This is a genomic window from Paenibacillus dendritiformis, assembly GCF_015845845.1.
GTDB classification, from domain to species: domain Bacteria; phylum Bacillota; class Bacilli; order Paenibacillales; family Paenibacillaceae; genus Paenibacillus_B; species Paenibacillus_B dendritiformis_C.
On sequence record NZ_LDIG01000159.1, the window covers coordinates 132,480 to 155,899 of the forward strand.

At 58.7% G+C, this 23,420-nt stretch carries 23 protein-coding genes; 22 read left to right on the plus strand and 1 reads right to left on the minus strand.

Translation table 11 applies throughout. The features are described from left to right. The first annotated feature begins 18 nt into the window (after positions 1–18). From ABD76_RS16295 to ABD76_RS16375, 17 genes are all read left to right on the plus strand, one after another. Positions 19–903 carry a YicC/YloC family endoribonuclease gene (locus ABD76_RS16295; RefSeq protein ID WP_197258316.1) on the plus strand — a complete coding sequence of 295 codons (885 nt, stop codon included), beginning with the start codon at positions 19–21 and terminating at the stop codon, positions 901–903. Between the two features lie 36 nt (positions 904–939). Then, positions 940–1,200, plus strand: coding sequence for an extracellular matrix/biofilm regulator RemA (gene remA, locus ABD76_RS16300; RefSeq protein ID WP_005548256.1), 261 nt, complete (start codon positions 940–942; stop codon positions 1,198–1,200). 13 nt (positions 1,201–1,213) lie between these two features. After that, positions 1,214–1,792 carry a guanylate kinase gene (gmk, locus tag ABD76_RS16305; protein WP_197258288.1) on the plus strand — a complete coding sequence of 193 codons (579 nt, stop codon included), beginning with the start codon at positions 1,214–1,216 and terminating at the stop codon, positions 1,790–1,792. A 390-nt stretch (positions 1,793–2,182) separates the two neighbouring features. After that, entirely contained in the window at positions 2,183–2,386 is a 204-nt protein-coding gene (rpoZ, locus tag ABD76_RS16310; RefSeq protein ID WP_197258289.1) for a DNA-directed RNA polymerase subunit omega, read from the plus strand. 208 nt (positions 2,387–2,594) lie between these two features. Next, positions 2,595–3,899: a bifunctional phosphopantothenoylcysteine decarboxylase/phosphopantothenate--cysteine ligase CoaBC gene (gene coaBC / locus ABD76_RS16315; protein ID WP_197258290.1), complete on the plus strand. Its 1,305-nt coding sequence runs from the start codon at positions 2,595–2,597 to the stop codon at positions 3,897–3,899. Further along, positions 3,889–6,501, plus strand: coding sequence for a primosomal protein N' (gene priA / locus ABD76_RS16320; RefSeq protein ID WP_206765686.1), 2,613 nt, complete (start codon positions 3,889–3,891; stop codon positions 6,499–6,501). Before coaBC ends, priA begins: the two co-directional genes overlap by 11 nt. A 304-nt stretch (positions 6,502–6,805) precedes the next feature. Next, positions 6,806–7,288: a peptide deformylase gene (def, locus tag ABD76_RS16325; protein ID WP_197258291.1), complete on the plus strand. Its 483-nt coding sequence runs from the start codon at positions 6,806–6,808 to the stop codon at positions 7,286–7,288. Continuing rightward, on the plus strand, positions 7,285–8,226 hold the full coding sequence (fmt, locus tag ABD76_RS16330; protein ID WP_197258292.1) for a methionyl-tRNA formyltransferase: 942 nt from the start codon (positions 7,285–7,287) through the stop codon (positions 8,224–8,226). Before def ends, fmt begins: the two co-directional genes overlap by 4 nt. A 32-nt stretch (positions 8,227–8,258) precedes the next feature. Then, positions 8,259–9,620 carry a 16S rRNA (cytosine(967)-C(5))-methyltransferase RsmB gene (rsmB, locus tag ABD76_RS16335; protein WP_197258318.1) on the plus strand — a complete coding sequence of 454 codons (1,362 nt, stop codon included), beginning with the start codon at positions 8,259–8,261 and terminating at the stop codon, positions 9,618–9,620. A gap of 1,301 nt (positions 9,621–10,921) precedes the next feature. Continuing rightward, positions 10,922–11,974 carry a dual-specificity RNA methyltransferase RlmN gene (rlmN, locus tag ABD76_RS16340; RefSeq protein ID WP_197258293.1) on the plus strand — a complete coding sequence of 351 codons (1,053 nt, stop codon included), beginning with the start codon at positions 10,922–10,924 and terminating at the stop codon, positions 11,972–11,974. A gap of 6 nt (positions 11,975–11,980) precedes the next feature. Continuing rightward, positions 11,981–12,739, plus strand: coding sequence for a Stp1/IreP family PP2C-type Ser/Thr phosphatase (locus tag ABD76_RS16345; protein WP_197258294.1), 759 nt, complete (start codon positions 11,981–11,983; stop codon positions 12,737–12,739). Between the two features lie 4 nt (positions 12,740–12,743). Continuing rightward, positions 12,744–14,873 carry a Stk1 family PASTA domain-containing Ser/Thr kinase gene (gene pknB, locus ABD76_RS16350; protein WP_197258295.1) on the plus strand — a complete coding sequence of 710 codons (2,130 nt, stop codon included), beginning with the start codon at positions 12,744–12,746 and terminating at the stop codon, positions 14,871–14,873. Positions 14,874–15,007: 134 nt separating this feature from the next. Further along, positions 15,008–15,925: a ribosome small subunit-dependent GTPase A gene (gene rsgA, locus ABD76_RS16355; RefSeq protein ID WP_197258296.1), complete on the plus strand. Its 918-nt coding sequence runs from the start codon at positions 15,008–15,010 to the stop codon at positions 15,923–15,925. Between the two features lies 1 nt (position 15,926). Further along, the gene (gene rpe / locus ABD76_RS16360; protein WP_197258297.1) at positions 15,927–16,610 is read left to right on the plus strand and encodes a ribulose-phosphate 3-epimerase; all 684 of its coding nucleotides are present in this window, start codon (positions 15,927–15,929) and stop codon (positions 16,608–16,610) included. Between the two features lie 29 nt (positions 16,611–16,639). After that, positions 16,640–16,906, plus strand: a complete 267-nt coding sequence (locus ABD76_RS16365; protein WP_242069599.1) for a hypothetical protein — start codon at positions 16,640–16,642, stop codon at positions 16,904–16,906. A 145-nt stretch (positions 16,907–17,051) separates the two neighbouring features. Further along, entirely contained in the window at positions 17,052–17,132 is an 81-nt protein-coding gene (gene spoVM / locus ABD76_RS16370) for a stage V sporulation protein SpoVM (RefSeq protein ID WP_006675261.1), read from the plus strand. An 89-nt stretch (positions 17,133–17,221) separates the two neighbouring features. Beyond that, positions 17,222–17,497, plus strand: coding sequence for a hypothetical protein (locus ABD76_RS16375; RefSeq protein WP_197258298.1), 276 nt, complete (start codon positions 17,222–17,224; stop codon positions 17,495–17,497). Positions 17,498–17,534: 37 nt separating this feature from the next. Here the strand turns inward: ABD76_RS16375 and rpmB are convergent, their stop codons facing one another. Continuing rightward, positions 17,535–17,723, minus strand: coding sequence for a 50S ribosomal protein L28 (gene rpmB, locus ABD76_RS16380; protein WP_087442928.1), 189 nt, complete (start codon positions 17,721–17,723; stop codon positions 17,535–17,537). Between the two features lie 170 nt (positions 17,724–17,893). Between rpmB and ABD76_RS16385 the strand changes: the two genes are divergently transcribed. From ABD76_RS16385 to ABD76_RS16405, 5 genes are all read left to right on the plus strand, one after another. Beyond that, on the plus strand, positions 17,894–18,253 hold the full coding sequence (locus ABD76_RS16385) for an Asp23/Gls24 family envelope stress response protein (RefSeq protein WP_197258299.1): 360 nt from the start codon (positions 17,894–17,896) through the stop codon (positions 18,251–18,253). A 54-nt stretch (positions 18,254–18,307) separates the two neighbouring features. Beyond that, entirely contained in the window at positions 18,308–20,002 is a 1,695-nt protein-coding gene (locus tag ABD76_RS16390; protein WP_197258320.1) for a DAK2 domain-containing protein, read from the plus strand. A 16-nt stretch (positions 20,003–20,018) separates the two neighbouring features. Beyond that, positions 20,019–20,885, plus strand: a complete 867-nt coding sequence (locus ABD76_RS16395) for a DegV family protein (protein WP_197258300.1) — start codon at positions 20,019–20,021, stop codon at positions 20,883–20,885. Between the two features lie 21 nt (positions 20,886–20,906). Then, a complete protein-coding gene (gene recG / locus ABD76_RS16400) occupies positions 20,907–22,955 on the plus strand; it encodes an ATP-dependent DNA helicase RecG (RefSeq protein ID WP_197258301.1) in 2,049 nt (682 codons plus the stop codon). 162 nt (positions 22,956–23,117) lie between these two features. After that, positions 23,118–23,405: a stage VI sporulation protein F gene (locus tag ABD76_RS16405; protein WP_197258302.1), complete on the plus strand. Its 288-nt coding sequence runs from the start codon at positions 23,118–23,120 to the stop codon at positions 23,403–23,405. Positions 23,406–23,420: the final 15 nt, after the last annotated feature.

A 23,420-nucleotide genomic window follows, 5' to 3' on the forward strand; every position in this document is an offset into this window, starting at 1 on the left:
ATAATGGATGTGGTACCCATGGTATACAGCATGACCGGTTACGGCCAGTCCGTCCGAACCGTCGGCGGATACAAAATTACGATTGAAGCGAAGTCCGTTAACCATCGTTATTGCGAGATCATGCTGCGCATGCCGCGTGAATGGACAAGCTGCGAGGAGCCTTTGCGCCGACTCGTTCAGCAGTCCGTCAAGCGCGGGCGGGTAGACGTGTTTATTAACAGAGAGCGTGAAGGGGAAGCGAAGACGGCGGTAGCCATCAATGAGCAGACCGTGAAGGCCTATATGGAGGCCAGCCGGCTGCTTCGCGAGCAATACGGCGTCTCCGGGGAGATGACCGTCAATGACTGGCTTCGCTTGCCTGATGTATTTACCATCCAGGAAGAGCAACCGCTGTCCGGGGAAGAGCTGCTTCGCGAGCTTGAATCCGGCCTGGCGGAGGCGATGGATGGTTTATGTCGGATGCGGGTCATGGAAGGCAACCACCTCGCCCAGGATATGAAGGAACGACTGGACCGCCTGGAGTCGTTGCATGCGGACATTTCCACACGGGCTCCGCTCGTCGTTGCCGAGTATCGCGCCAAGCTGCAACAGCGGATAGAGCAACTGCTGGACGCCGAATCTTCCTTGGACGAATATAAGTTCGGCATGGAGGTAGCTCTGTTTGCAGATCGCTCCAACATCGATGAAGAATTGACGCGGCTACAGAGTCATTTCAACCAGTTCAGACAGCTGCTGGACAGCACGGAACCGATCGGAAGGAAGCTCGATTTTCTCATCCAGGAGATGAACCGGGAAGCGAACACCATCGGTTCCAAGGCGAACCATCTGGAGATTATCAACCATGTCGTAGAGATGAAGGCAGAGTTGGAAAAGATTCGCGAACAAGCCGCGAACATGGAATAAATATGGAGCGTTCGAAAGTAGAGGGAGGACCTGTAAATGGCCATTAAACTGATTAATATCGGTTTTGGTAACATCGTATCTGCCAACCGTATCATCTCAATCGTGAGCCCGGAATCGGCTCCTATTAAAAGAATCATCCAGGAAGCGCGCGATCGTCACATGCTGATTGACGCGACTTACGGCCGGCGCACCCGCGCGGTCATCATTACGGACAGCGACCATGTCATTTTGTCTGCGGTCCAGCCGGAGACGGTAGCGCATCGCTTATCAACGAAGGATGACGACAACGACGAATAAAATGGAGATGAACATGAAGAAAGGATTTTTGATTGTGCTATCCGGCCCTTCCGGCGTCGGCAAAGGCACGGTATGCAAATCTTTATTGAAGCGGCTGCCCGATCTGATTTATTCGGTGTCCGCCACAACGCGAGAGCCCCGTCAAGGGGAAGTCGATGGAGTGAACTATTTCTTCAAGTCGCGGGAAGAGTTCCTGGATATGATCGAGAATGACAAGCTGCTGGAGCATGCCGAATATGTCGGCAACTACTACGGCACCCCGCGCGACTTCGTGGAGCAGACGCTGAACGAAGGGCAGGACATCATTCTGGAGATCGAGGTGCAGGGCGCGCTGAAGGTGAAGGAGAAGTTCCCGAACGGGATCTTCATCTTCCTGCTGCCTCCGTCGCTGGATGAGCTGGAGGATCGGATACGCGGCCGGGGCACCGAGAACGATACGGTCATCGATCACCGCATGACGGCGGCGGTCGAGGAAATGGCCATGATGGCGAATTACGATTACGCCGTCGTGAACGATGAGATCGACTTGGCGTGCAAACGTATAGAGAGCATTATTATAGCCGAACATTGTAAAATCAGGCCTAATTGGTAAGACGGCAGTCAGCGGGGCGCACTTTCCATAGAGCACGTGTTCAAAAAGGTCGTTTTTCAGCACCGAGAAGGTTGCAAGAACTCGAGGCGTATGCTTCCGATGGGAGTTTTGCTTCGCAAAACTTGTAAGGAGCAACGGAGTGTAGGCGGGACTACATGAGCAGCCAAAATGTTTCCCAGAGGAAACATACTTCGGAAGCATATGCTCTACAAGCGTGAATGCAAGATTCGATGCCGAGTTCCTTCCTGAATCACTTCGTGATCAAAAGCGGACTTTTTGAACAACCTCTATAAGTGTGCCTCGTCACGCGCTGCGCAGGATTCGAGGTTGAGTAAGTAGCGGTCCCGGCGGCAAGGGCATCGGGACAAGCAGGAGAAGGAGTGCGGAACTATGCTATATCCATCCATTGACGAATTGATGAAAAAAGTCGACAGCAAATACTCGCTGGTCGTGGCGGCGGCCCGCCGGGCGCGCCAACTGCGCGACGGGGAGCGGACCGAATTGCAGAATCCCAAATCATACAAGCAGGTCGGCGTGGCGCTGGAAGAGATCTACGGCGATCATATTACGGTCGAGCAGGACAATGCGGTGTAATACCGATCCGGCTGCGGAATCGGTTCATAGACGGTGAGCGGGACAGCCGAACCGGCTGAAAGACCGCCGCCCATTAATTGAGCAGGGAAGCAAATAACAACCGTCAGGTTGTTATTTTTTTCAAATGACGAGAATGCTCCCTATCCGGGAGGGCAGGCAGCCGCCGGGATGGAGGCTTGCGCGATAGAGGAGCGGAAAGGCGGGGCGTATGCTGCAAGGAAAATCGATATTGCTCGGCGTCACGGGCGGCATTGCGGCTTACAAGGCTGCAGCGCTGTGCAGCAAGTTGAAGCAGGAGGGAGCCGAGGTGCACGTCATTATGACGGCATCGGCGACTCAGTTTATTTCGGAGCTGACGTTCCAGACATTGTCGCGCCAGCCGGTGTATACGGATACGTTCGACGAGCGGGACCCTTCGGTCGTCTCCCACATCGATCTGGCGGATCATGCGGATCTGGTGCTGGTGGCGCCGGCTACGGCGAACGTGATCGCCAAAATGGCGCACGGCCTGGCGGATGATATGCTGACGACGACATTGCTCGCCACGACGGCGCCGGTCATGGTCGCTCCGGCCATGAATGTACATATGTACGCCCACCCGGCCGTCGTGCACAATATGGATATATTGCGGTCGCGGGGCGTCCGGTTCATCGAGCCGGAAGAAGGTCTTCTCGCTTGCGGGTATACCGGCAAGGGAAGGCTGGCCGAGCCGGAGCATATCGTGGAATATGTGAAGCGGTGGTTCGCGGAAGGCGGCGGAGAATCTGCATTGCGGCCAGCCGGCGCAGCCAGCCAAGGAAGGGAACGGCCCGGACTGCTTCAAGGCAAGCGGGTGCTGATCACGGCAGGCGGCACCATCGAGCGCATCGATCCGGTCCGCTACATTACGAACGATTCGTCCGGGAAAATGGGCTTCGCGGTCGCGGAAGCCGCCCGCGACATGGGGGCCTGCGTGACGGTCATCGCCGGGCAGACCCAGTCGGTTCCTCCGGAAGGCGTCGAACTGATCCGCGTCGAAACGGCGTTGGATATGCGGGATGCCGTCATCGCGCGGTACGTGGATGCGGACATTGTCGTAAAGGCCGCGGCCGTCGCGGATTACCGGCCCGTACACCGGGCCGCCCACAAGCTGAAAAAGACGGGCGAGCGGCTCGTCATTGAGCTGGAGCGGAATCCGGATATTTTGCAGGAACTGGGCGAGAAGAAGAAGAAGAATCAGCTGCTGATCGGGTTTGCCGCCGAGACCGAGCAACTGGAGCAGTACGCCTTGGACAAGCTGGCGCGCAAAAATCTCGATTATATTGTTGCGAACGATGTCTCTCGAACGGACGCCGGCTTCGGCTCCGAACGCAATGAAGTGCATATATATAGTAAAAATGGACTCGTTGAGCGTATCCCGCTCACGGCGAAAAGCGAGGTAGCACGCCGGCTGTTGCAGATTGCCGCTCAGGCGATCTCCGCGGGAGGCGAACCGCCATCCCTGCCTGACGAGGTGCATTCGCTTGAGCCATAATGGAGCGGGTCGGATTCGGGACGAAGCGCATGCGGAGGCACTCGGAACTCATCCCGGCTCGCCGATTGCGCGCGTTATTGTCGATGTGTCGGTCAAAGACACGGATCGGCCGTTCGACTATGCGGTTCCTCCGTCCATGGCGGAATGGATCGAAAAGGGCAGCCGCGTCGGCGTCCCGTTCGGGGGGCGGACGGTGCAGGGCTTCGTCATCGGATTCTCCGATCGGACGGATGTGCCGCTCTCCCGGCTAAAGCCGATTCAGCAGCTCCTGGATGTCGTACCGCCGCTCCCGGCCGATCTCGTCGATCTCGGAATGTGGATGAGCGATCGCTATGTATGCACCTTAACGGCCGCTCTGCAAGCGATGATTCCGGGAGCCATCAAGGGCAAGCGGGAAAAGGCCCTCTCGCTGGGCGACGATGCCCGCCTGTTCCTTCAAGGCGCCGACGGCGGAACGGATGAATTGACCTTGCGGCCGGATCGTCTGCTGGACGACCCGCAGACGCGCAGCCTGCTTGCTTATGTGCAGCGCAATGAGCCGCTGCCAGCGCCAAAGCTGCTGCAGGCTTTTCCCCAGGCAGCGCGCCTTATCAAGGAAGCGCTCCAGCACGGCTGGCTTCAGGAGACGGAGCGGATTAAGGATCGCATCGGTGTCAAGCGGTTGAAGCGGGTAACGCTAACGGTCGATGATGTCGACGAGGCGGTTGGCAAGCTGGGCAGCCGGGCCGGAAGACAGCAGGAAACGCTGCGCCTTCTCCAGGAGTACGGCGGTGAACTGCCGCTCAAAAGCTTGAACGCCTCCGCGGTCAAGGCGCTTGAGGCCAAAGGTTATGTGGCTGTCGACGAGGTCGAGGTGCTGCGCGATCCGTACGCTCAACGCCGCTTCCGGCCATCGAAGCCGCTGCCGCTGACAGAAGAGCAGTCGCGTGTCTTCGAAGCAATCGCGCTCGCGGTGGACGGACAGGAGCATCAGACGTTTTTGCTGCACGGGGTAACCGGGAGCGGCAAGACAGAGGTCTATTTACAGGCCATCGAGCGGTGCCTCGCTTCCGGACGCGAAGCGATCGTGCTCGTGCCGGAGATCTCGCTGACTCCGCAGATGGTCGAGCGCTTCAAGGGGAGATTCGGCTCCCGGGTAGCGGTCATGCATAGCCGACTCTCCCAGGGCGAACGTTACGACGAGTGGCGCAAAATCCGGGAAGGCCGCGTTCAGGTGGCGATCGGGGCCCGCTCGGCGGTGTTTGCCCCTTTTCCCCGGATTGGCCTTATTATTATGGATGAAGAGCATGAGTCATCCTACAAGCAGGAAGAGACGCCGAAATATCACGCCCGCGATGTCGCGATCGAACGGGCGCGCCGGCAGGGCGCCGTCGTCGTCCTCGGTTCGGCAACGCCTGCGATGGAGACGTATTACGCCTCCTGTCTGAACGGTTACGAGCAGATCCCCGCGGGGCTGGAGCCGCCCCCATGGGAGCTGACTCCGCTGGCGATGCCTTCGCGCGTCGGCGGCAGACCGCTTCCTCCGGTCACGATCGTCGATATGAGGGAGCAGCTGAAGCTCGGCAACCGTTCCATGTTCAGCGCTCCGCTGGAGGCGGCACTGGAGCGGCGGTTGGAGCGTCAGGAGCAGACCGTGCTGCTGTTGAACCGCAGGGGCTACTCGACGTTCGTCATGTGCCGCAGCTGCGGCTATGTGGCCCAATGTCCGGAATGCGATATTTCATTGACGTATCATATGAAGACGGGGCATATGCGCTGCCATTACTGCGGCCACGCGGAGCGGGCGCCGGAAGTATGCCCGTCCTGCGAGAGCGAGCATATCCGTTATTTCGGCACAGGCACCCAGCGGGTAGAGGAACAGCTCGCCCGCCGCTTCCCCGGCATTCGCGTCATCCGAATGGACGTGGACACGACCTCGGAGAAAGGATCGCATGAGCGGCTGCTGCAGCAGTTCCGCGAACGGAAGGCCGACGTGCTGCTAGGCACGCAGATGGTGGCGAAGGGGCTGGACTTTCCGCATGTCACGCTGGTTGGCGTTATTGCCGCCGATTCGGCGCTGCATATGCCGGACTTCCGCGCGGCCGAGAAGACGTTCCACCTGCTGACGCAAGTCGCCGGCCGGGCCGGACGCCATGATCTGCCGGGGGAAGTCATCGTGCAGACCTACGCGCCGGAGCATTACTCCATTATCCATGCGTCGGGGCATGATTACCGCGGCTTCGCTTCCGAAGAGCTTCGGCATCGGCGCAACCTGATGGTTCCGCCCTTCTGCCGTCTGGCACTGCTGTCGATGTCGCATGAACAGCTGCCGCTGCTCGTGCGCGTGGCCGAGAATGCGGCTCAGCGGCTCAAGGAGCTGGCGGAGCGCCAGGGCTGGCTGCTTCCGCTTCATGAGCATGCGGACGCAATGGAGATTCTCGGGCCGGTCGCTTCTCCGATTCCGCGCATCAAGAACCGCTACCGCTTCCAGTGCATTATCAAATGCCGGGGAGAGGTAAATCTGTCGGGTCTGCTGGCGGAAGCGATGCGCGAGTTCGATTCGATCGCCAAAGAGCAGGACGTCCGGTTCAGCGTCGATATCGACCCGCAGATGATGATGTAGCGGCTGAATCGGATGAAGGGGCCGGAATAGGTGGGCCGCTGGCCGTTTGCAGGGCATGCCGTGATTGTGCTGTGGACAGAGCCGACTCGCTGGAGATGATTGGATGGTTCCGCTGTCATGCGAGCTGCCGGTCTGAGAGGGCGTTGAACGGGCTTGTTAATTATAGAAGGAATCATATAATGCGGGTTCGGTTTTTTCTTAGATAGAGACAGACCCGCTCCATATCGAGCATTGAATTCAAAACGCGAAGCACGGCTTCCGTCAGAATGATGCCGACTAAGACAAATAAAGGATGGTGTGCCCTATGGCATTGCGGATTATTGTACATGAACCGGATCCGGTTCTTCATCAGGTAGCTAAAGAGGTCACGAAGGTGACGCCGAATATCCACAAGCTGCTGAATGATATGGCGGACACGATGTACCATGCGGAGGGCGTTGGGCTGGCCGCGCCTCAGATCGGGATTTTGAAGCGTGTCATCGTCGTCGATGTCGGAGACGAGCACGGCTTGATCGAGATGATTAACCCTGTCATTCTCAAGGCGGAAGGGGAACAGCTCGGCCCGGAGGGATGCCTCAGCATTCCGGGGCTGAACGGCGATGTGCGCCGCCATCAGCATATTACGGTGCAAGGGCTTGACCGTCATGGCAATGCGTTCACGGTGGAGGCGTCGGATTTCCTGGCCCGCGCTTTCCAGCATGAGATTGACCATTTGAACGGCATTTTGTTCACCGAGATCGCGGAGAGCGTGTATGAAGTTCCGCGCGAAGGCAGGAAGTCGGAATGACGAAGATCGTATTTATGGGGACGCCGGATTTTGCCGTCGCTTCCCTCCGCATGCTGATCCAGGAAGGGTATGAGATCGCGGCTGTCGTGACGCAGCCGGATCGTCCCGTCGGCCGCAAGCGGGTGCTGACCCCGACGCCGGTGAAGGCGGAAGCGCTGCAGCACGGATTGACGGTCTGGCAGCCGGAAAAGCTTCGCACCTCGGATACGGTGGACGATATCCGCGCCCTGCAGCCCGATCTGATTGTGACGGCGGCGTACGGGCAGATCTTGCCAAAGTCGGTGCTCGATATTCCCCGGCTCGGCTGCATCAACGTGCATGGATCGCTGCTTCCGAAGTACCGGGGCGGCGCTCCGATTCAGCGTTCAATTATGAACGGAGAGACGGTGACGGGCGTCACCATTATGTATATGGCGGAAGGCATGGATACCGGCGACATGATTAGCCGGGTCGAGGTGCCGATTGGCCCCGACGACAATGCGGGCACGATGTTCGCGAAGCTGAGCGAGGCCGGAGCGGATCTGCTCCGGCGGACGCTGCCTGATATTATTGCCGGCCGGGTCGAAGCGGTGCCGCAGCCTCATGACGAGGCGACCTACGCGCCGAATCTGAAGCGCGAGGACGAGCGAATCGATTGGACACGCCCAGCGGAGCAGATCGCCAATCAGGTGCGGGGTCTTGTTCCGTTTTCCGGCGCCTTCACCACCTGGAACGGCGAAGTATTCAAGGTATGGGCATGCCGGCCGGAACCCGCTGCCGCGGGAGACGCCGAGGCTGCCCCGGGCACTGTCCTGACGGCCGGCGCGGACGGCCTTCGCGTCCAGACCGGACAAGGGGTTCTTAACCTGCTTGAAGTGCAGCCCGCAGGCAAGAAGGCCATGCCGGCCTCCGAGTTCCTTCGCGGCGGCAAAATGGAGCAAGGGACGGTGCTGTCGTGAACGGAGGAGAACGCCGTCCGCCCCGCAGACGGATGACGGCACGCGATGTCGCGCTGGAGGTGCTTGTCCGGGTAGAGAAGGAAGGCTCCTACAGCAATCTGGAACTGAACCGGGCGCTGAAGGAAGCGCAGTTGGAACGGGCGGACGCCGGGCTGGCGACGGAATTGGTGTATGGCACGATTCAGCGCCTCAACACGATCGACGGCGTGCTGGCGCGGAAGGTGCAGCGCGGCTTGGCGAAGCTGAAGCCCTGGGTCCGCAATCTGCTCCGCATGACGGTCTACCAGCTTCGCTATCTTGACCGCGTGCCTCCGCATGCGGCGGTGAACGAAGCGGTCGCGATCGCGAAGCGGCGCGGTCAGCAGGCGATGGGCGGCTTCGTGAACGGCGTTCTGCGCGCCATCATGCGCGAACCGGAGCTGTGGGACGCTCCGCCTGCCGAAGGCGCCGTAAGCCGCATCGCCTGGGAGCATTCGCATCCGGAGTGGCTCGTCGCCCGCTGGATCGCCGCTTACGGCGAAGCCGAGACGGCCGCCATGTGCGCGGCGAACAACCGGCCGCCGCATGGCAGCGCGCGGGTGAACCGGCTGCGCGGCACGCGCGAGGCGCTGCTGGCCGAGATGCGCGCGGACGGCTACGGGGCCGAAGCGTCCGCGCTCTCGCCCGACGGCATCGTAGCCGCCGGCGCCGGCAATCTGGCGCACAGCGCCTGGTATCGGGACGGCCGCTTGTCGGTACAGGACGAGAGCTCGATGCTCGTCGTTGAGGCGCTGCGTCCGGAACCGGGCATGCGCGTCCTCGACTGCTGCGCCGCGCCAGGCGGCAAATCGACCCATATCGCCGAACGGATGGGCGATATGGGCGAAGTGACGGCGAACGACGTCCACGCCCACAAGGTGGCGCTTATCGAGGAGCAAGCCGCCCGGCTTGGCTTGACGTCGCTTCGCGTGTTGAATGTCGATGCGGCGGAGCTGGGACAAGCTCTGAAGCCCGCATCCTTCGACGCCGTGCTGCTGGATGCGCCGTGCACCGGCTTCGGTGTCATTCGCCGCAAGCCGGACATTAAGTGGGCAAAGCGCGAGGAGGATGTCGCCGCAATCGCCGCGCTTCAGGAGCGGCTGCTCGCGGAAGCGGCGCGGATGGTGCGCCCCGGCGGCCGGCTCGTCTATTCGACCTGCACGGTCGAGCCGGAAGAGAATGGGGACGCCGTTCGCCGCTTCCTGGAACGAACGCCCGGCTGGGCGCTGGATGCGTCGTGGACGCGCGCCCTGCCGCAGGACGCGCTGGACGCAGCGCTGCGCAGGAGCCCGGCCGGCATGCTGCAGGTGCTGCCGCAGGATGCCGGATCCGACGGCTTCTTCATTGCCTGTCTGCAGCGTACGGACGAGCCGTAAGAAGCGAGCGTGGAACGGAACTGAGGCAATAGAGCAGGCATATAGCCGCATCGACCATACGGTGGCCCCGTCTGGAAGATGCGGCTATTGGCGTTCTATTAGCAAGTTATCGCATATGGTCAGGAAAGAGGCGGTGCGCAGGTTCTTTATAGGTAGTATCCCATACGGTCAGGAAAGAGGTGATGCGCAGATTCCTTATAGGCAAGATCCCAACCGGTCAGGAGAGAGGTGGGCGCAGATTCCTTATAGGCAAGATCCCAATCGGTCAGGAGAGAGGCGGTGCGCAGGTTCCTTATAGGTAGTATCCCATACGGTCAGGAAAGAGGCGGTGCGCAGATTCCTTATAGGCAAGATCCCAATCGGTCAGGAGAAAGGCGGTGCGCAGGTTCCTTATAGGCAAGATCCCAATCGGTCAGGAGAGAGGCGGTGCGCAGGTTCCTTATAGGTAGTATCCCATACGGTCAGGAAAGAGGCGGTGCGCAGATTCCTTATAGGCAAGATCCCAATCGGTCAGGAGAAAGGCGGTGCGCAGGTCCTTACAGGAAAAATCCCATAGGGTCAGGAAAAAGAGCGACTCCACTTTCTTTTTACGCAATATTTCAATGTATCATAGAAAAACGGGCAGTGGGTGCCTATCGATAGGCAAATGGGAAAAGCTTATTTCAATGCAGTTTGCGGGGTGAGGTAAAACCTGAGCGGTCGGGAGAACGTGCAAAAGAAGTGCCGAAGAACTGCCCAGAGCGGTCTTGAGAACGAGCAAAAGAACGGCCGAAGAACTGCCCAGAGCGGTCGGGAGAACGATCAAAAGAACGGCTGGAGAGCTGCCCTGAGCGGTTGGGAGAACGAGCAAAAGAACAGCCGAAGAGCTCCCCCTGAGCGGTTGGGAGAACGAGCAAAAGAACGGCTGGAGAGCTGCCCTGAACGGTCGGGAGAACGAGCAAAAGAACGGCCGAAGAACTGCCCTGAGCGGTTGGGAGAGCGTGCAAAAGTACCGCCGAAGAGCTGCCTGAACAGTTCAGGTGTCACCCCTGAGGAGTAAATTTAAATCGACGTTTCAGGGGGACATGCGCATATATGGGGGCAGGTTGGTTGTATACTCGGATTAGAGGCTCTTGACGGTGAGATGGACTGCGGGGCTTTGGAAGCAGCGGGCAGGCCGGAAGCCGGGAGGAGGGGCGCTTGCGGAAGCGGCGAGCCTAGGACGGAGGATGCGAATTTGGCTTGGCTTTTGGCAAGGGCGCCATTTGTGGTAAAATAGATCGACTACATGACAAGTGATGAGGCGAAAGGTTGAACTATACATGAAACCATTTATATACGACTATACGTTTGAGCAGCTTGAGCAATGGCTGAAGGAGCAGGGGGAACCTGCTTTTCGGACGGGGCAAATTTTCGATTGGCTGTATGTGAAGCGGGTAACCCGCTTCGAGGAGATGACGAATCTGTCCAAGGGGCTGCGCGGCAAGCTGGATGAGAGCTTCGATTTCGTCAACTTGAAGGTGATTACGCATATGAAGTCCCAGGACGGCACCGTGAAGTTTTTGTTCGGTCTGCATGACGACCATGCGATCGAGACGGTCATCATGAAGCATAACTACGGGAACAGCATTTGCGTGACGACCCAGGTCGGCTGCCGCGTTGGCTGCACGTTCTGCGCTTCGACGCTGGGCGGGCTGAAGCGCAACCTGACGGCGGGAGAGATCGTCGCGCAAGTCGTCACGGCGCAGAAGATGCTCGACGAGACGAACGAGCGCATCAGCAGCATCGTCATTATGGGGACAGGCGAGCCGTTCGAGAATTACGACGCGACGATGGCGTTCCTGCGGACGATGATTCATGAGAGAGGGCTGAATATCGGGCAGCGCCATATTACCGTGTCGACGAGCGGCATTGTGCCGAGCATTTACCGGTTCGCGGACGAGAATACGCAGATTAATCTCGCGATCTCGATCCATGCGCCGAACGACGCGCTGCGCTCGAAGCTGATGCCGGTGAACCGCCGCTATCCGTTCATCGAGGTGATGGAGGCGCTGAAGCACTATCAGGTGAAGACCGGGCGCAGAATTACGTTCGAGTACGCTCTCATCGGGGGCGTGAACGACAAGGTGGAGCATGCGGAGGAGCTGGCGGACGTGCTGAAGCGGATGGATATGCTGGCCCACGTCAACCTGATTCCGGTCAACTATGTGCCGGAGCGGAATTATATCCGCACTCCGCGCAACGATATTTTCAAGTTCCATCGCACGCTGCTGGATCGGGGCATCAACTCGACCATCCGGCGGGAGCAGGGGCATGATATTGCCGCCGCTTGCGGCCAGCTGCGTGCCAAGCATTTGGAGTCCAATGCGAGGTGAGGAAGAATGAGAGCTGTGCATCGTTCCGATGTTGGACGCGTGCGCGCAGTCAATGAAGATCGGGCCTATGTATCCGAGCTGGCGAACGGCTATGATATCGCTGTCGTCGCGGACGGCATGGGCGGACATCAGGCAGGCGATATCGCGAGCCGCTTGGCGGTAGAGACCGTGGTCTCCGAGCTGGCGGCCCTCCCGCGGCAGCTGGAGGAGCAGCAGTTGGCGGGAGCGTTGGAGGACGCGATTTTGCGCGCCAACCATACGATCTTCCATATTGCATCCCAGGATGAAAAGTACCACCACATGGGAACGACCATTGTGGCGGTGCTGTTTCCGTCTGGGCAGACGAGCGGATACATAGGCCACATCGGCGACAGCCGAGCCTATCGAATCGGCCGGCGGGGGATCGTTCAGTTGACGGAGGACCATACGCTCGTCAATGAACTGGTCAAGAGCGGCCAGATCGGCCCGGAAGAGGCGGAGCGCCACCCGCGGCGCAATGTGCTGGTGCGGGCGCTCGGCACCGATGAGCAGGTGAAGGTGGATATTATCCCGGTGGAGTACGGCGAAGATGATACGCTGCTGCTGTGCAGCGACGGGTTGACCAGCATGGTGGATGAGGATCATATCTGGAGCACGGTCATCGATCCGTCGCTTCCGTTGTCGGCCCGGGCAGACCGGCTGCTTAGCCAGGCGCTGGAGGCCGGCGGAGACGATAACGTTACGGTCGTCCTGCTGGAGCATCCTGACGCCGGGAAGGAGGAGTGAGTAAGTGATAGGAACAACACTTGCCGGAAGGTATGAGATTACCGCCCGAATCGGCGGGGGCGGCATGGCTCTCGTCTATAAGGCATTGGATAATCTGTTGAACCGTTATGTCGCGGTCAAGGTGCTGCGCCAGCAGTTCGTGCATGACGAGGAGTTTATCCAGCGCTTTCGGCGAGAGGCCCAGTCCGCCGCTTCGCTGAGCCACCCGAACGTGGTCAGCATTTACGATGTCGGCCAAGAGGACGACACGCATTATATTGTGATGGAATATGTGGAAGGGCATAATCTGAACGAGATTATACAGCAGCGTGCCCCGCTGCAGGTCGAGGAAGCGGTGCGGATCGCGTGCCAAATATGTGATGCGCTCGACCATGCCCACCAGAACCGGATTATTCATAGAGATATTAAGCCTCATAATATACTGATCGGCCGCAATGGCCGGGTAAAAGTAACGGACTTCGGCATCGCCCGGGCCGTCACGTCGTCGACCATTACCCAGACGGGATCGGTCGTCGGATCGGTGCATTACTTCTCGCCGGAGCATGCCAAAGGAATCTCGGCGGGGGAAAAGTCCGATTTGTATTCTCTCGGCATCGTGCTCTATCAGATGCTGACCGGCAGACTGCCGTTTTTGGGGGAAAGCCCGATCAGCGTCGCGCTCAAGCATTTGCAGGAGCCGTTCGAGGAGCCGCGGAAGGTGAATCCGCATATTCCGCAAAGCGTGGAAAATATTATTTTGAAGTCGATGCGCAAAAACCCGGCGGAGCGGTACCAGTCCGCCGCGGAAATGCTGCGCGACCTGGAGACCAGCCTGTCTCCGGAGCGCGCGCATGAAGCGAAGGTGATGTTCGCCCAGCGCAAAGTGTACGAGGACCCGGAAGAAACCCGCGTCATGCCCGCCATTCGGGCGCAGGAGCGGGAGGAGCGCCCGCCTGCGGATACGTATCCCGGAGCGGCCCCCGCGCCTGCGGCGCCCCCGGTGGCAGCCGGCAGGGAGCCGGCCAAGCCGGCTCAGAAGGGGTGGGTGAAGCCGACGGTCTGGATCGGGGGAACGCTGTTGTTCCTCGGTATCCTGGTTGGCGTGGTTATATATGTGAAAAGTCTGCTTGTCGTCAATGATGTGGTCATGCCGAACCTCATCAAAATGACGGAGCAGGAGGCGCTGAACACGTTGGCCGCGCTGAAAATCGAGGTGGAAGATCCGATTGTCCGCGAGCCGAAGGAAGGCTTCGAGAAGGGCGTGGTCTTCGATCAGAGCAAGCCGGAGGGCACGAAGGTCAAGGAAGGCTCGAGCGTCCGGCTGTATGTCAGCGAGGGAACGCCGTATATTAATATGGAGGATTATGCCGGCAAGCCTTCGGAACTGGTCATTCAGCAGTTGATCGAAATCGGCTTCGACAGCTCCCGGATCACGAAGGATCCGGTCTTTGACGATGAAGCCGAGCCGGGCACGGTGGTCGGAACGACGCCGGCTGCCGGGGAGAAGGTTGATCCGCGCAATGCTTCCGTGAAGCTGCTGGTCAGCAAAGGCAAGGAAACGTTCGGCATGCCGAATCTCGTCGGCGCGACGAAGGAAGAGGCCATCGCCAAGATTGAAGCGAGCGGGTTGAAGCTGGCCAAGGACGGCGTTATCGAGGAGCCGAGTTATGAGCAGCCGGCTGGCCGCGTATTCAAGCAGCAGCCGTTCGAGCCGAACGATCCGGTCGCCAAGGGCTCGGAGGTCCGCATCTATGTCAGCTCGGGCTACCCGCCGGAGGCGCTGCGCTATACGTTCCCGCTGCCCGTGGCTCCCGTGGAGCACGGCAAGACAAGCACGATCCGCATCGTCTATACGGACGCAACCGGAGAGAATAAAGAATGGGGAACACAGAAAATCACATCAAGCCAAATCTTCAACGTAGAGCTCGTGCTCGCTCCGAACAAAGACGGGGTCGTACTATTGTATCGGGACGGCGACTTCCTGGATACGTACACGGTGAGCTATACCGATGCCAAGCAGGGCACGGTGCAGATACCGGTGATAGACGACCCCTCGGCCAGGCAAGGGCAAGAAGTTGAAGGAGAAATTCAAGGACAGAGCGAAGGAGAAGGGGAAGGGCAAGAAGATGGGGGAGGAATAGACCCGGGCGAGTGAGTGTCCGCAAGCCTTTTTCCAGGATGAGATCGGCCGCCCTTCCATCGCGCGTCTGAGATCGAGATGTGCCGGCGGAGGGGCCCCTATAACTTCGAATTACATGGAGGGAATCGATATGTTCGTGGTAGATAAGCATGCCTAAAGGCCTTATCGTCAAGGCGTTGAGCGGATATTATTATGTGGAGGAAGAGGGGAAGCGCGGCGGAGGGACGGTGCAGTGCCGGGCGCGCGGCATTTTTAAGAAGAAGGGCGTGTCTCCGCTGGTCGGCGACCGCGTCGTCTACTCCTTCACCGAGAACGGAGAGGGCGTCGTAGACGAGATCGAGCCGCGGGAGAGCGAGCTGATCCGGCCGCCCATCGCCAATGTCTCGCTGGCGGCGCTCGTGTTCTCGGTGACGGAGCCGGAGCTGAACATGCAGCTGCTGGACAAGTTCCTCGTCCATATCGAGCATGCGGAGGTGGAGGCGGTCATCCTGCTGACGAAGTGGGATCTGCTCGATCGGCTGCCGGGGGAGGAGTCGGCCCGTCTGCGCCGGCGGATGGATGAGTTGATCGCCTTGTACCGGCGCATCGGATACGAAGTGATCGCCACGAGCGCCAAGGGCGGCTTCGGCTATCAAGGCGTGGCGGACCGTTTGGCCGATCAGATCAGCGTCTTCGCCGGCCAGTCCGGCGTCGGCAAGTCCTCTCTTTTGAACGCGATGCTCCCTGGGGTGTCATTGGAGACGAACCAGATCAGCCAGCGGCTGGGACGGGGCAAGCATACGACGCGTCACGTCGAGCTGCTGCCGCTCCCTCAGGGCGGATATATTGCCGATACGCCCGGATTCAGCCAGCTCGATTTCCTTGAGCTCGGGGTGGATCAGCTCGGCTGGTGCTTCCGTGAATTCCGAAGCTATGCGGGCGACTGCAAGTTCCGGGGCTGCACTCATATTCACGAACCGGGCTGCCGGGTGAAGGCGGCGCTTCAGGAAGGCTTGATCGCGGATTCGCGCTATGAACATTACCTGTTATTTTTCGAGGAAATGAAAGACAAACGACGGAGGTACTGACATGACAGCACTGCAAACGATTCGTATCGCCCCTTCTATCTTATCGGCCGACTTCGCCAAGCTGGGCGAAGAGGTTCGGAATGTGGAGCAGGGAGGCGCCGACTGGATTCACGTGGACGCGATGGACGGCCGCTTCGTGCCGAATCTGACGCTCGGGCCGAACATTGTGCAAGCGATCCGCCCGCATACGGCGCTGCCGCTGGACGTGCATTTGATGATTGTCGAGCCGGAGAAGTATATCGATGCGTTCGCCGCCGCCGGAGCGGATGTCATTACGGTGCACGCGGAAGCATGCCCTCATCTTCATCGGGTCGTCCATCAGATTAAGGAGGCCGGCGCCCGGGCGGGCGTGGCGATTAATCCGGGAACGTCGCTGACGGCGATCGAAGAGGTGCTGGCGGATCTGGATCTGGTCCTTATCATGACGGTGAATCCGGGATTCGGCGGACAGAAGTTCATCGCTTCGATGACGGACAAAATTCGCCGTCTTCGCCAACGGCTGGACGAGCTGGGCCGGGCAGAAACTCATATCGAAGTCGACGGCGGGATTACGGCCGAGACGGCGCCATTGGTCGCGGCGGCCGGAGCGGACGTGCTCGTGGCCGGCAGCGCGGTCTACGGAGCGGCCAGCCGGGAAGCGGCCATTCGGTCCATCCGGGAATCCGCGGAGCGAGCGCGGGCATGACTCGAACGGAGGGGCCGGAGAAGGGGAGAATGCCTATGTGGAGAACGGCGCTGACGCTGGCGTCGTACAGCTTTTTGTGCGGCACGCTGGTCGGATTTTACGCTTTTTTGAATTTCCCGTTAAATATCCTTTGCTCACTCGGCGCGATTTTGCTTGGAATTCGCTTTTTCAAGCGGAATCCGACAAAGGGGATGCGCATCGGCTTGATCCTGTTGTCGATTTTGTTCTATTTTATCTTTGTCTTCATGATGTCCGTATATTTATACATGCAGCAGATGCCGGCACCCGCCGCATAAATGGGCGCGAATCGGGCTTGTCGCCCGTGCATAGATGAATGGCCTGCGGCATATGATGGTTACATGAGCACAGATCTCTCATGTAACCTTTTTTATGTTGCAAGAGACTAGCGGGGTAGGATGAGAATGACGAGGAGGGTGGAAGATGAAGTTTTATACGTTTAAGCTGCCGAAGTTTTTGGGAGGTTTCGTCAAGGCGATTTTAAATACGTTTCAAAAAAGCTGACGTTCCAGGCGGCATTGAAGCTGAGTCGGTATCCATCCATCCGATCCGCGAGCGCATGTGCGGGAGCGGGGCAACAGGCAGTAACGGTGATGAGCTCCGGACGGCTGTCCGGCAAGCATGGGGCAGCGGGCCAGCCGCATTTGGATGAGGATGCCCGTTCGGCGGAGGATTGCCGAGGTGCCATCCGCCGCACACCATGCCGGACAAGAACCATCCCTAACCAGTCGCCGGCGGTGCCGCGCTGGAATGACAGCGCCGGGGCCGCGATCCCCCAAGGCAAGCCGTGGCCGTTGAGATACAAGCCTATCCGAGGTCTTTCGAGGCGAAAGAGCGCGAATGAACTGGCGATCAAAAAAAGCACCTGATTGCGCTTCAGGTGCTCTTTCTATATGGAGGCCGGGATTAGACGCGAGTCACTTTACCTGCCTTCAATGCACGCGTGCTCACGTATACGCGTTTCGGTTTGCCATCGACCAAGATGCGAACCTTTTGTACGTTCACGCCCCAAGAGCGGCGAGATTTGTTGTTCGCGTGCGATCTGTGATTACCCGAGCCTGGTTTTTTCCCCGTTACATAACATTTGCGAGCCATGCCTTACACCTCCTTATCCCAAAGCACCCTTCATACGTTAAATACCTAAATATGATATCATATTTTAAAATCCGTAGTCAACCGAATCAAAAACTTTGTTTATTTCTCTTTTCTATTATAGTACAATGTTGATTAGTCCATAATACTCAAAAAAAGGAGTGGAGTGAACCATGGCCATCCAACTCGATATGGAATTCGGCAAGGTGAACATTTCGAAAGAAGTCGTGGCGGTGATTGCCGGTTCCGCGGCTATGGAATGTTATGGACTCGTTGGAATGGCATCGCGCAAGCAATTGAAGGACGGCATTGCCGAATTGCTTGGACGCGGCAATTTGTCGCGCGGTGTCGAAGTGCGCCAACAATCCGATAGTCTACATATCGATTTATATATTATTGTGAGTTACGGAACCAAAATCTCCGAGGTGGCGCACAACATCCAAGCCAAGGTGAAGTATGTACTCGAACACGACATCGGTCTCGCGGTGGACCAAGTGAACATCTTTGTACAGGACGTACGCGTACTAAGCTAGGAAGGGGAATATTCGTTGAACAAGCGTTCTTTAAATGGAGCACAATTTGCCAGTATGGTGCTGGGCGGGGCCGATTCGCTCAATCGCCATGCCGAACACGTCAATACGTTGAACGTCTTTCCAGTCCCGGATGGAGATACGGGGACGAACATGAATTTGACGATGACTGCGGGCATTACCGAAATGAAAGCGAAGCCGTCCACGTCTATCGCCAAAACGGCGGAGGTGCTGTCGAAAGGGCTGCTAATGGGCGCCCGGGGGAACTCGGGAGTGATTCTGTCCCAATTGTTCCGGGGATTCAGCCGGGCCGTAGCCGGCCTTGACGAAGTGAACGCATTCCAATTCGCCCACGCGCTGCAAGGCGGCGTGGACACTGCCTATAAAGCTGTGGTCAAGCCCGTGGAAGGCACGATACTGACGGTAGCGAGAGAGGCGGCCAAGCATGCCGTCTATATTGCGCGCCGGACGCCGGACTTGGTTGAGTTCATGCGGGAAGTGACGAACAAGGCCAAGGAAGCGCTGGCCAAGACGCCGGAGATGCTGCCCGTGCTCAAGCAAGTCGGGGTCGTCGACTCTGGCGGACAAGGCTTGGTCTATATTTATGAAGGATTTCTGGCGGTGCTGGAAGCAGGGGCGGAAGGTGCCGCCGAAGCCGTCATATCGGTCCCGGTCGAGAAGGCGGCCGCGGCGCCAATGCCTGCCCAAGCCAAGCTGCAAACGGAAGACATCGAGTTTTTATATGATATGGAATTCTTTATCGATCGTACCCGCAATCGCGCTGCAGCCATGCCGTTTCATGAAGATATATTTAGGAAAGCGCTTGCAAAAAATGGGGATTCCATTATCGTCATCGCAGACGACGATATTATCAAAGTCCATGTACATTCCCGCAAACCGGGCGAAGTGCTTGATCTGGCGATGCAGTACGGGGAATTAATCCGGATTCATATTCTGAATATGCGCGAGCAGCATCGCGATATTTTGCAGGGGGAGCATGGAGAGGTGTCCGCGATGCCGGAGCTGTTCGCGGAGATGCCGCTTACGGATATCGCCACGGAGAGCGTTCCGGTTGAGCCTCCTGCGGACGAGATTGCTGCTTACGGCTTCATTGCCGTAGCGATGGGACAGGGCATCCACGACATTTTCACCAGTCTCGGGGTGGACATTGTCCTGTCCGGCGGACAGACGATGAATCCGAGCACGCAGGATTTCATCGATGCCATCGGCAAGATTACGGCGCAGCACATCTTCATCCTGCCGAACAATTCGAATATCGTGATGGCGGCGAAGCAGGCTGCGGAATTCGTGGACCGTGAAGTGACGGTTATCGAGACGAAGACGATACCGCAAGGCATTGCGGCGGCCTTCGCCTTCCAGGAGGACGAGGACCTGGAGGTGAACCGGGCGGCGATGCAGGATGCGGTCAGCCATATTGTGTCTGGACAAGTTACCTACGCCGTGCGCGATACGACGCTCGACGGGCTGGATATTAAGGCGGGCCACTATATGGGCATCGCCAACGGCAAGATTGTCGTCACGGCGGAATCGATGAGCGACACGCTGCAGCAACTGCTCGTGAAGATGCTGGAGGACGGCGGTGAGGTGATTACGCTCCTCACCGGCGAAGAGGCGAAGACGGAAGATACGGAAGCGCTGGTGGAGTGGCTGAACGAGCATTATCCGGATGCGGAAGTGGAAGTTCACGAGGGCGGACAGCCTATTTATGCATATCTTATTTCTGTAGAGTAGCGAAGGAGGGATGTTAATGGCATCTATCCGTATCGTCACGGATAGCACGGCGGATATTCCGCAGGAATTACGCGAACGCTACGGCATTGAGATGATTCCGCTGAAGGTGCATTTCGGGAACGATATGTACCAGGATGCGGTGACGATCAGTGCAGAGCGGTTCTATCAATTGCTTGTTGAAGCGAAGCGGCTGCCTACGACGTCCCAGCCTTCTCCGATTGAGTTCCTGGAGGTGTTCAAGCGGTTGAATGCCGAGCATGACACGCAGATCATTTCGATTCATCTGTCGGCCGCATTCAGCGGAACGTATCAATCCGCCGTGCTCGCGAAGAACATGATGGAAGAAGAGGTCGACATCACGATTGTCGATTCGAAGTCGGCATCCTACGGCTTCGGGCTCATCGTGGTGGAAGCCGCCAAGATGGCGGAGGCCGGCCGCTCGAAAGAAGAAATTTTGGCCATGATTGAACGATATCAGCGGGAACGCAAGCTTTTTTTCTTGGTTGATACATTGGAATATTTGCAAAAGGGCGGCCGCATCGGCAAGGCAGCGGCTATGTTCGGCACACTGCTCAATATTAAACCGATTCTCTCTATCGATGATGAGGGGGAAGTGTATGCGGTGGAAAAGGTGCGCGGACATAAGAAAGCGGCGGCCCGCATCCTGGAGATGCTGAAGCAGGAATTCGAGGGAAGACCGGTGCATGCGGTTATGGGATATACGAGCAATCCGTCGGCGGCGGATGACTTGGCGGCAGCGATTCAAAATACATTGGATGTTCGATCCATGGACTACACGATCGTGGGATCCGTTATCGGTACCCACGTCGGGACCGGCGTCGCCGCCGTCTTCATGTGGCCTGCGGATGAAGCATCGTCCTGACAGGATAGGACGTTACCGGCCATGATTCCATTGAGTCAATGTCCCGTAACCATGGTCAAAGGCGTGAGCGCGTTGAAACAAACCGAGCTTCACGCCTTTGGCATTTTTACCGTTGCCGATTTGCTCGATTATTTCCCTTTCCGCTATGAAGATTTTCATCTCCGCCGCCTGAACGAAGTGAAGGATGGCGACAAAGTTACGGTAGAAGGGCGCATTATGAGCCAGCCCGTCCTGCAGCGGTACGGCCGCAAGTCCAGACTGACCTGCCGCGTGCTGGTCGAGGAATGGCTGATTACGGCCACCTGGTTCAACCGTCCGTACCTGCGCGAGCAGCTGGAGCAGGGGCGGGATATTGTGCTGACCGGCAAGTGGGATCAGCGCCGGATGCAGCTCACGGTGTCGACATCGGAATTTCCCGACAAAGGGACGAGCCGGATTGGCACGCTGCAGCCGGTCTACTCGGTCGGGGGCAAGATTACGCAGGCGTGGATGCGCAAGACGATTGCCCAGGCGCTGCAGCAGTTCGGCGAAGCGATCACGGAGCCGCTGCCGCCGGAGATGCTCCGGCGCTATCGGCTTCTGCCGCGCAAGCAAGCGGTGCGGGCGATGCATCTGCCGCATGATGTCGAAGAAGGCAAGCAGGCGCGGCGGCGGCTCGTCTATGAGGAGCTGCTGCTGTTTCAGTTGAAGCTGCATGCCTTCCGCGCCCTTACCCGCCAGCGTTCCGACGGCGTCGCGTTCGCGGTCGACAATGCGACAGTGCGACAATTTACCCGGAGCCTGCCGTTCGAGCTGACAGACGGGCAGAAGCAAGCGATCACCGAAATTTTGCATGATATGCGCCAGCCGTCCTGCATGAACCGGCTGCTGCAGGGCGATGTCGGATCCGGCAAGACGGTCGTTGCGGCGACCGCTTTGTATGCCGCTGTCCGGGCGGGGTACCAGGGGGCGTTGATGGTCCCGACGGAAATTTTGGCGGAGCAGCATATGCGTTCGCTGTCGAAGCTGTTCGAGCCGCACGGCATTCAGGTCGGCCTGCTGACCGGCAGCCTGACCGAGCGGAAGCGCCGCGATGTCCTTGCCGCGCTGCAGATGGGCATGATCGACATCCTCGTCGGTACGCATGCGCTCATTCAGGAGGATGTCCATTACCGGAAGCTCGGTCTCGTCATCACCGACGAGCAGCATCGCTTCGGCGTCAATCAGCGCAGCATTCTGCGCCGGAAGGGCTGGAATCCGGATGTGCTGACGATGACGGCCACCCCGATTCCGCGAACGCTGGCGATTACGGTCTTCGGCGATCTTGATGTGTCATCGATTCGCGAACGTCCGGCGGGCCGCAAGCCGATCAAGACCTATTGGGTCAAGCACGACATGCTCGATCGGGTGCTGGCCTTCATTCGCCGGGAAGCGGAAGCCGGGCATCAGGCTTATATCATCTGTCCGTTGATCGAGGAATCGGACAAGCTGGATGTGCAGAACGCCATCGACGTGCATGTGCAGATGCAGCAGGCCTTCCCCGATCTGCCCGTCGGGCTGCTGCACGGAAGGATGACGCCGGCCGAGAAAGATGAGGCGATGCGCTCCTTCAGCGCGGGAGAGACGAAGGTGCTCGTCTCGACGACGGTCATCGAGGTCGGGGTGGACGTGCCGAATGCGACGCTCATGATCGTGATGGATGCGGAGCGGTTCGGGCTGTCGCAGCTTCATCAGCTGCGGGGCCGGGTCGGCCGGGGCGGGCATCAGTCGTATTGCGTCCTTATCGCCGATCCGAAGTCGGAGGTCGGCCAGGAGCGGATGCGCATCATGACCGAGACCGAGGACGGCTTCGACCTGTCGCAGCGCGATCTGGAGCTGCGCGGTCCGGGGGATTTTTTCGGAACGAAGCAGAGCGGATTGCCGGAGTTCAAGCTGGCCGATATGACGAACGACTACGCGGTGCTGGAGCAGGCGCGCGATGATGCGGCCGCGCTGATCCGGTCGGAGACGTTCTGGACGTCGCCGGATTACGGCGGTCTGCGCGAGGTGCTGCAGAGCGAGCAGCTGCTCCAGGGGGAGCGGATGGACTAGCCCCGAGCCGTGCGCGGGCGGCCGGACGGATGTCATCCGGCGGGTTCGGCAAATTCGGGCGGATAGCAGACAAGCGTTCGCACATATATTGGAACAGAGTGCCATCAGAGCTCGCTGCGATGAGCTCTGGCCAACTTGTGTTCCGGAGGTGTGCCGACGAAAATGAGCTATACGAAATACGGGATCAGCCCGCAGCTTGTTGAACGAATCAAACTGAAGATGAAGCAGCCGGCTTTGAAGGAGCGGGTCAAGCAGATTGTGGACGGCGTGACGAAGGCGGATCTCCAGAATCGCCAGACGGTCCGCCGGCTGCTGCGCAAAATAGCGAGCGCGCTGAACGAGAACATCAGCGCCCAGCAGGAGGAAGCGATCGTGCACTTCGTGCTGGCGCAGAAGATTGACCCGAACAATACGTTCCATCTCCTGAAGCTGTGGGGGATGTTCCGCTAAGGCACAGGAGGCTGT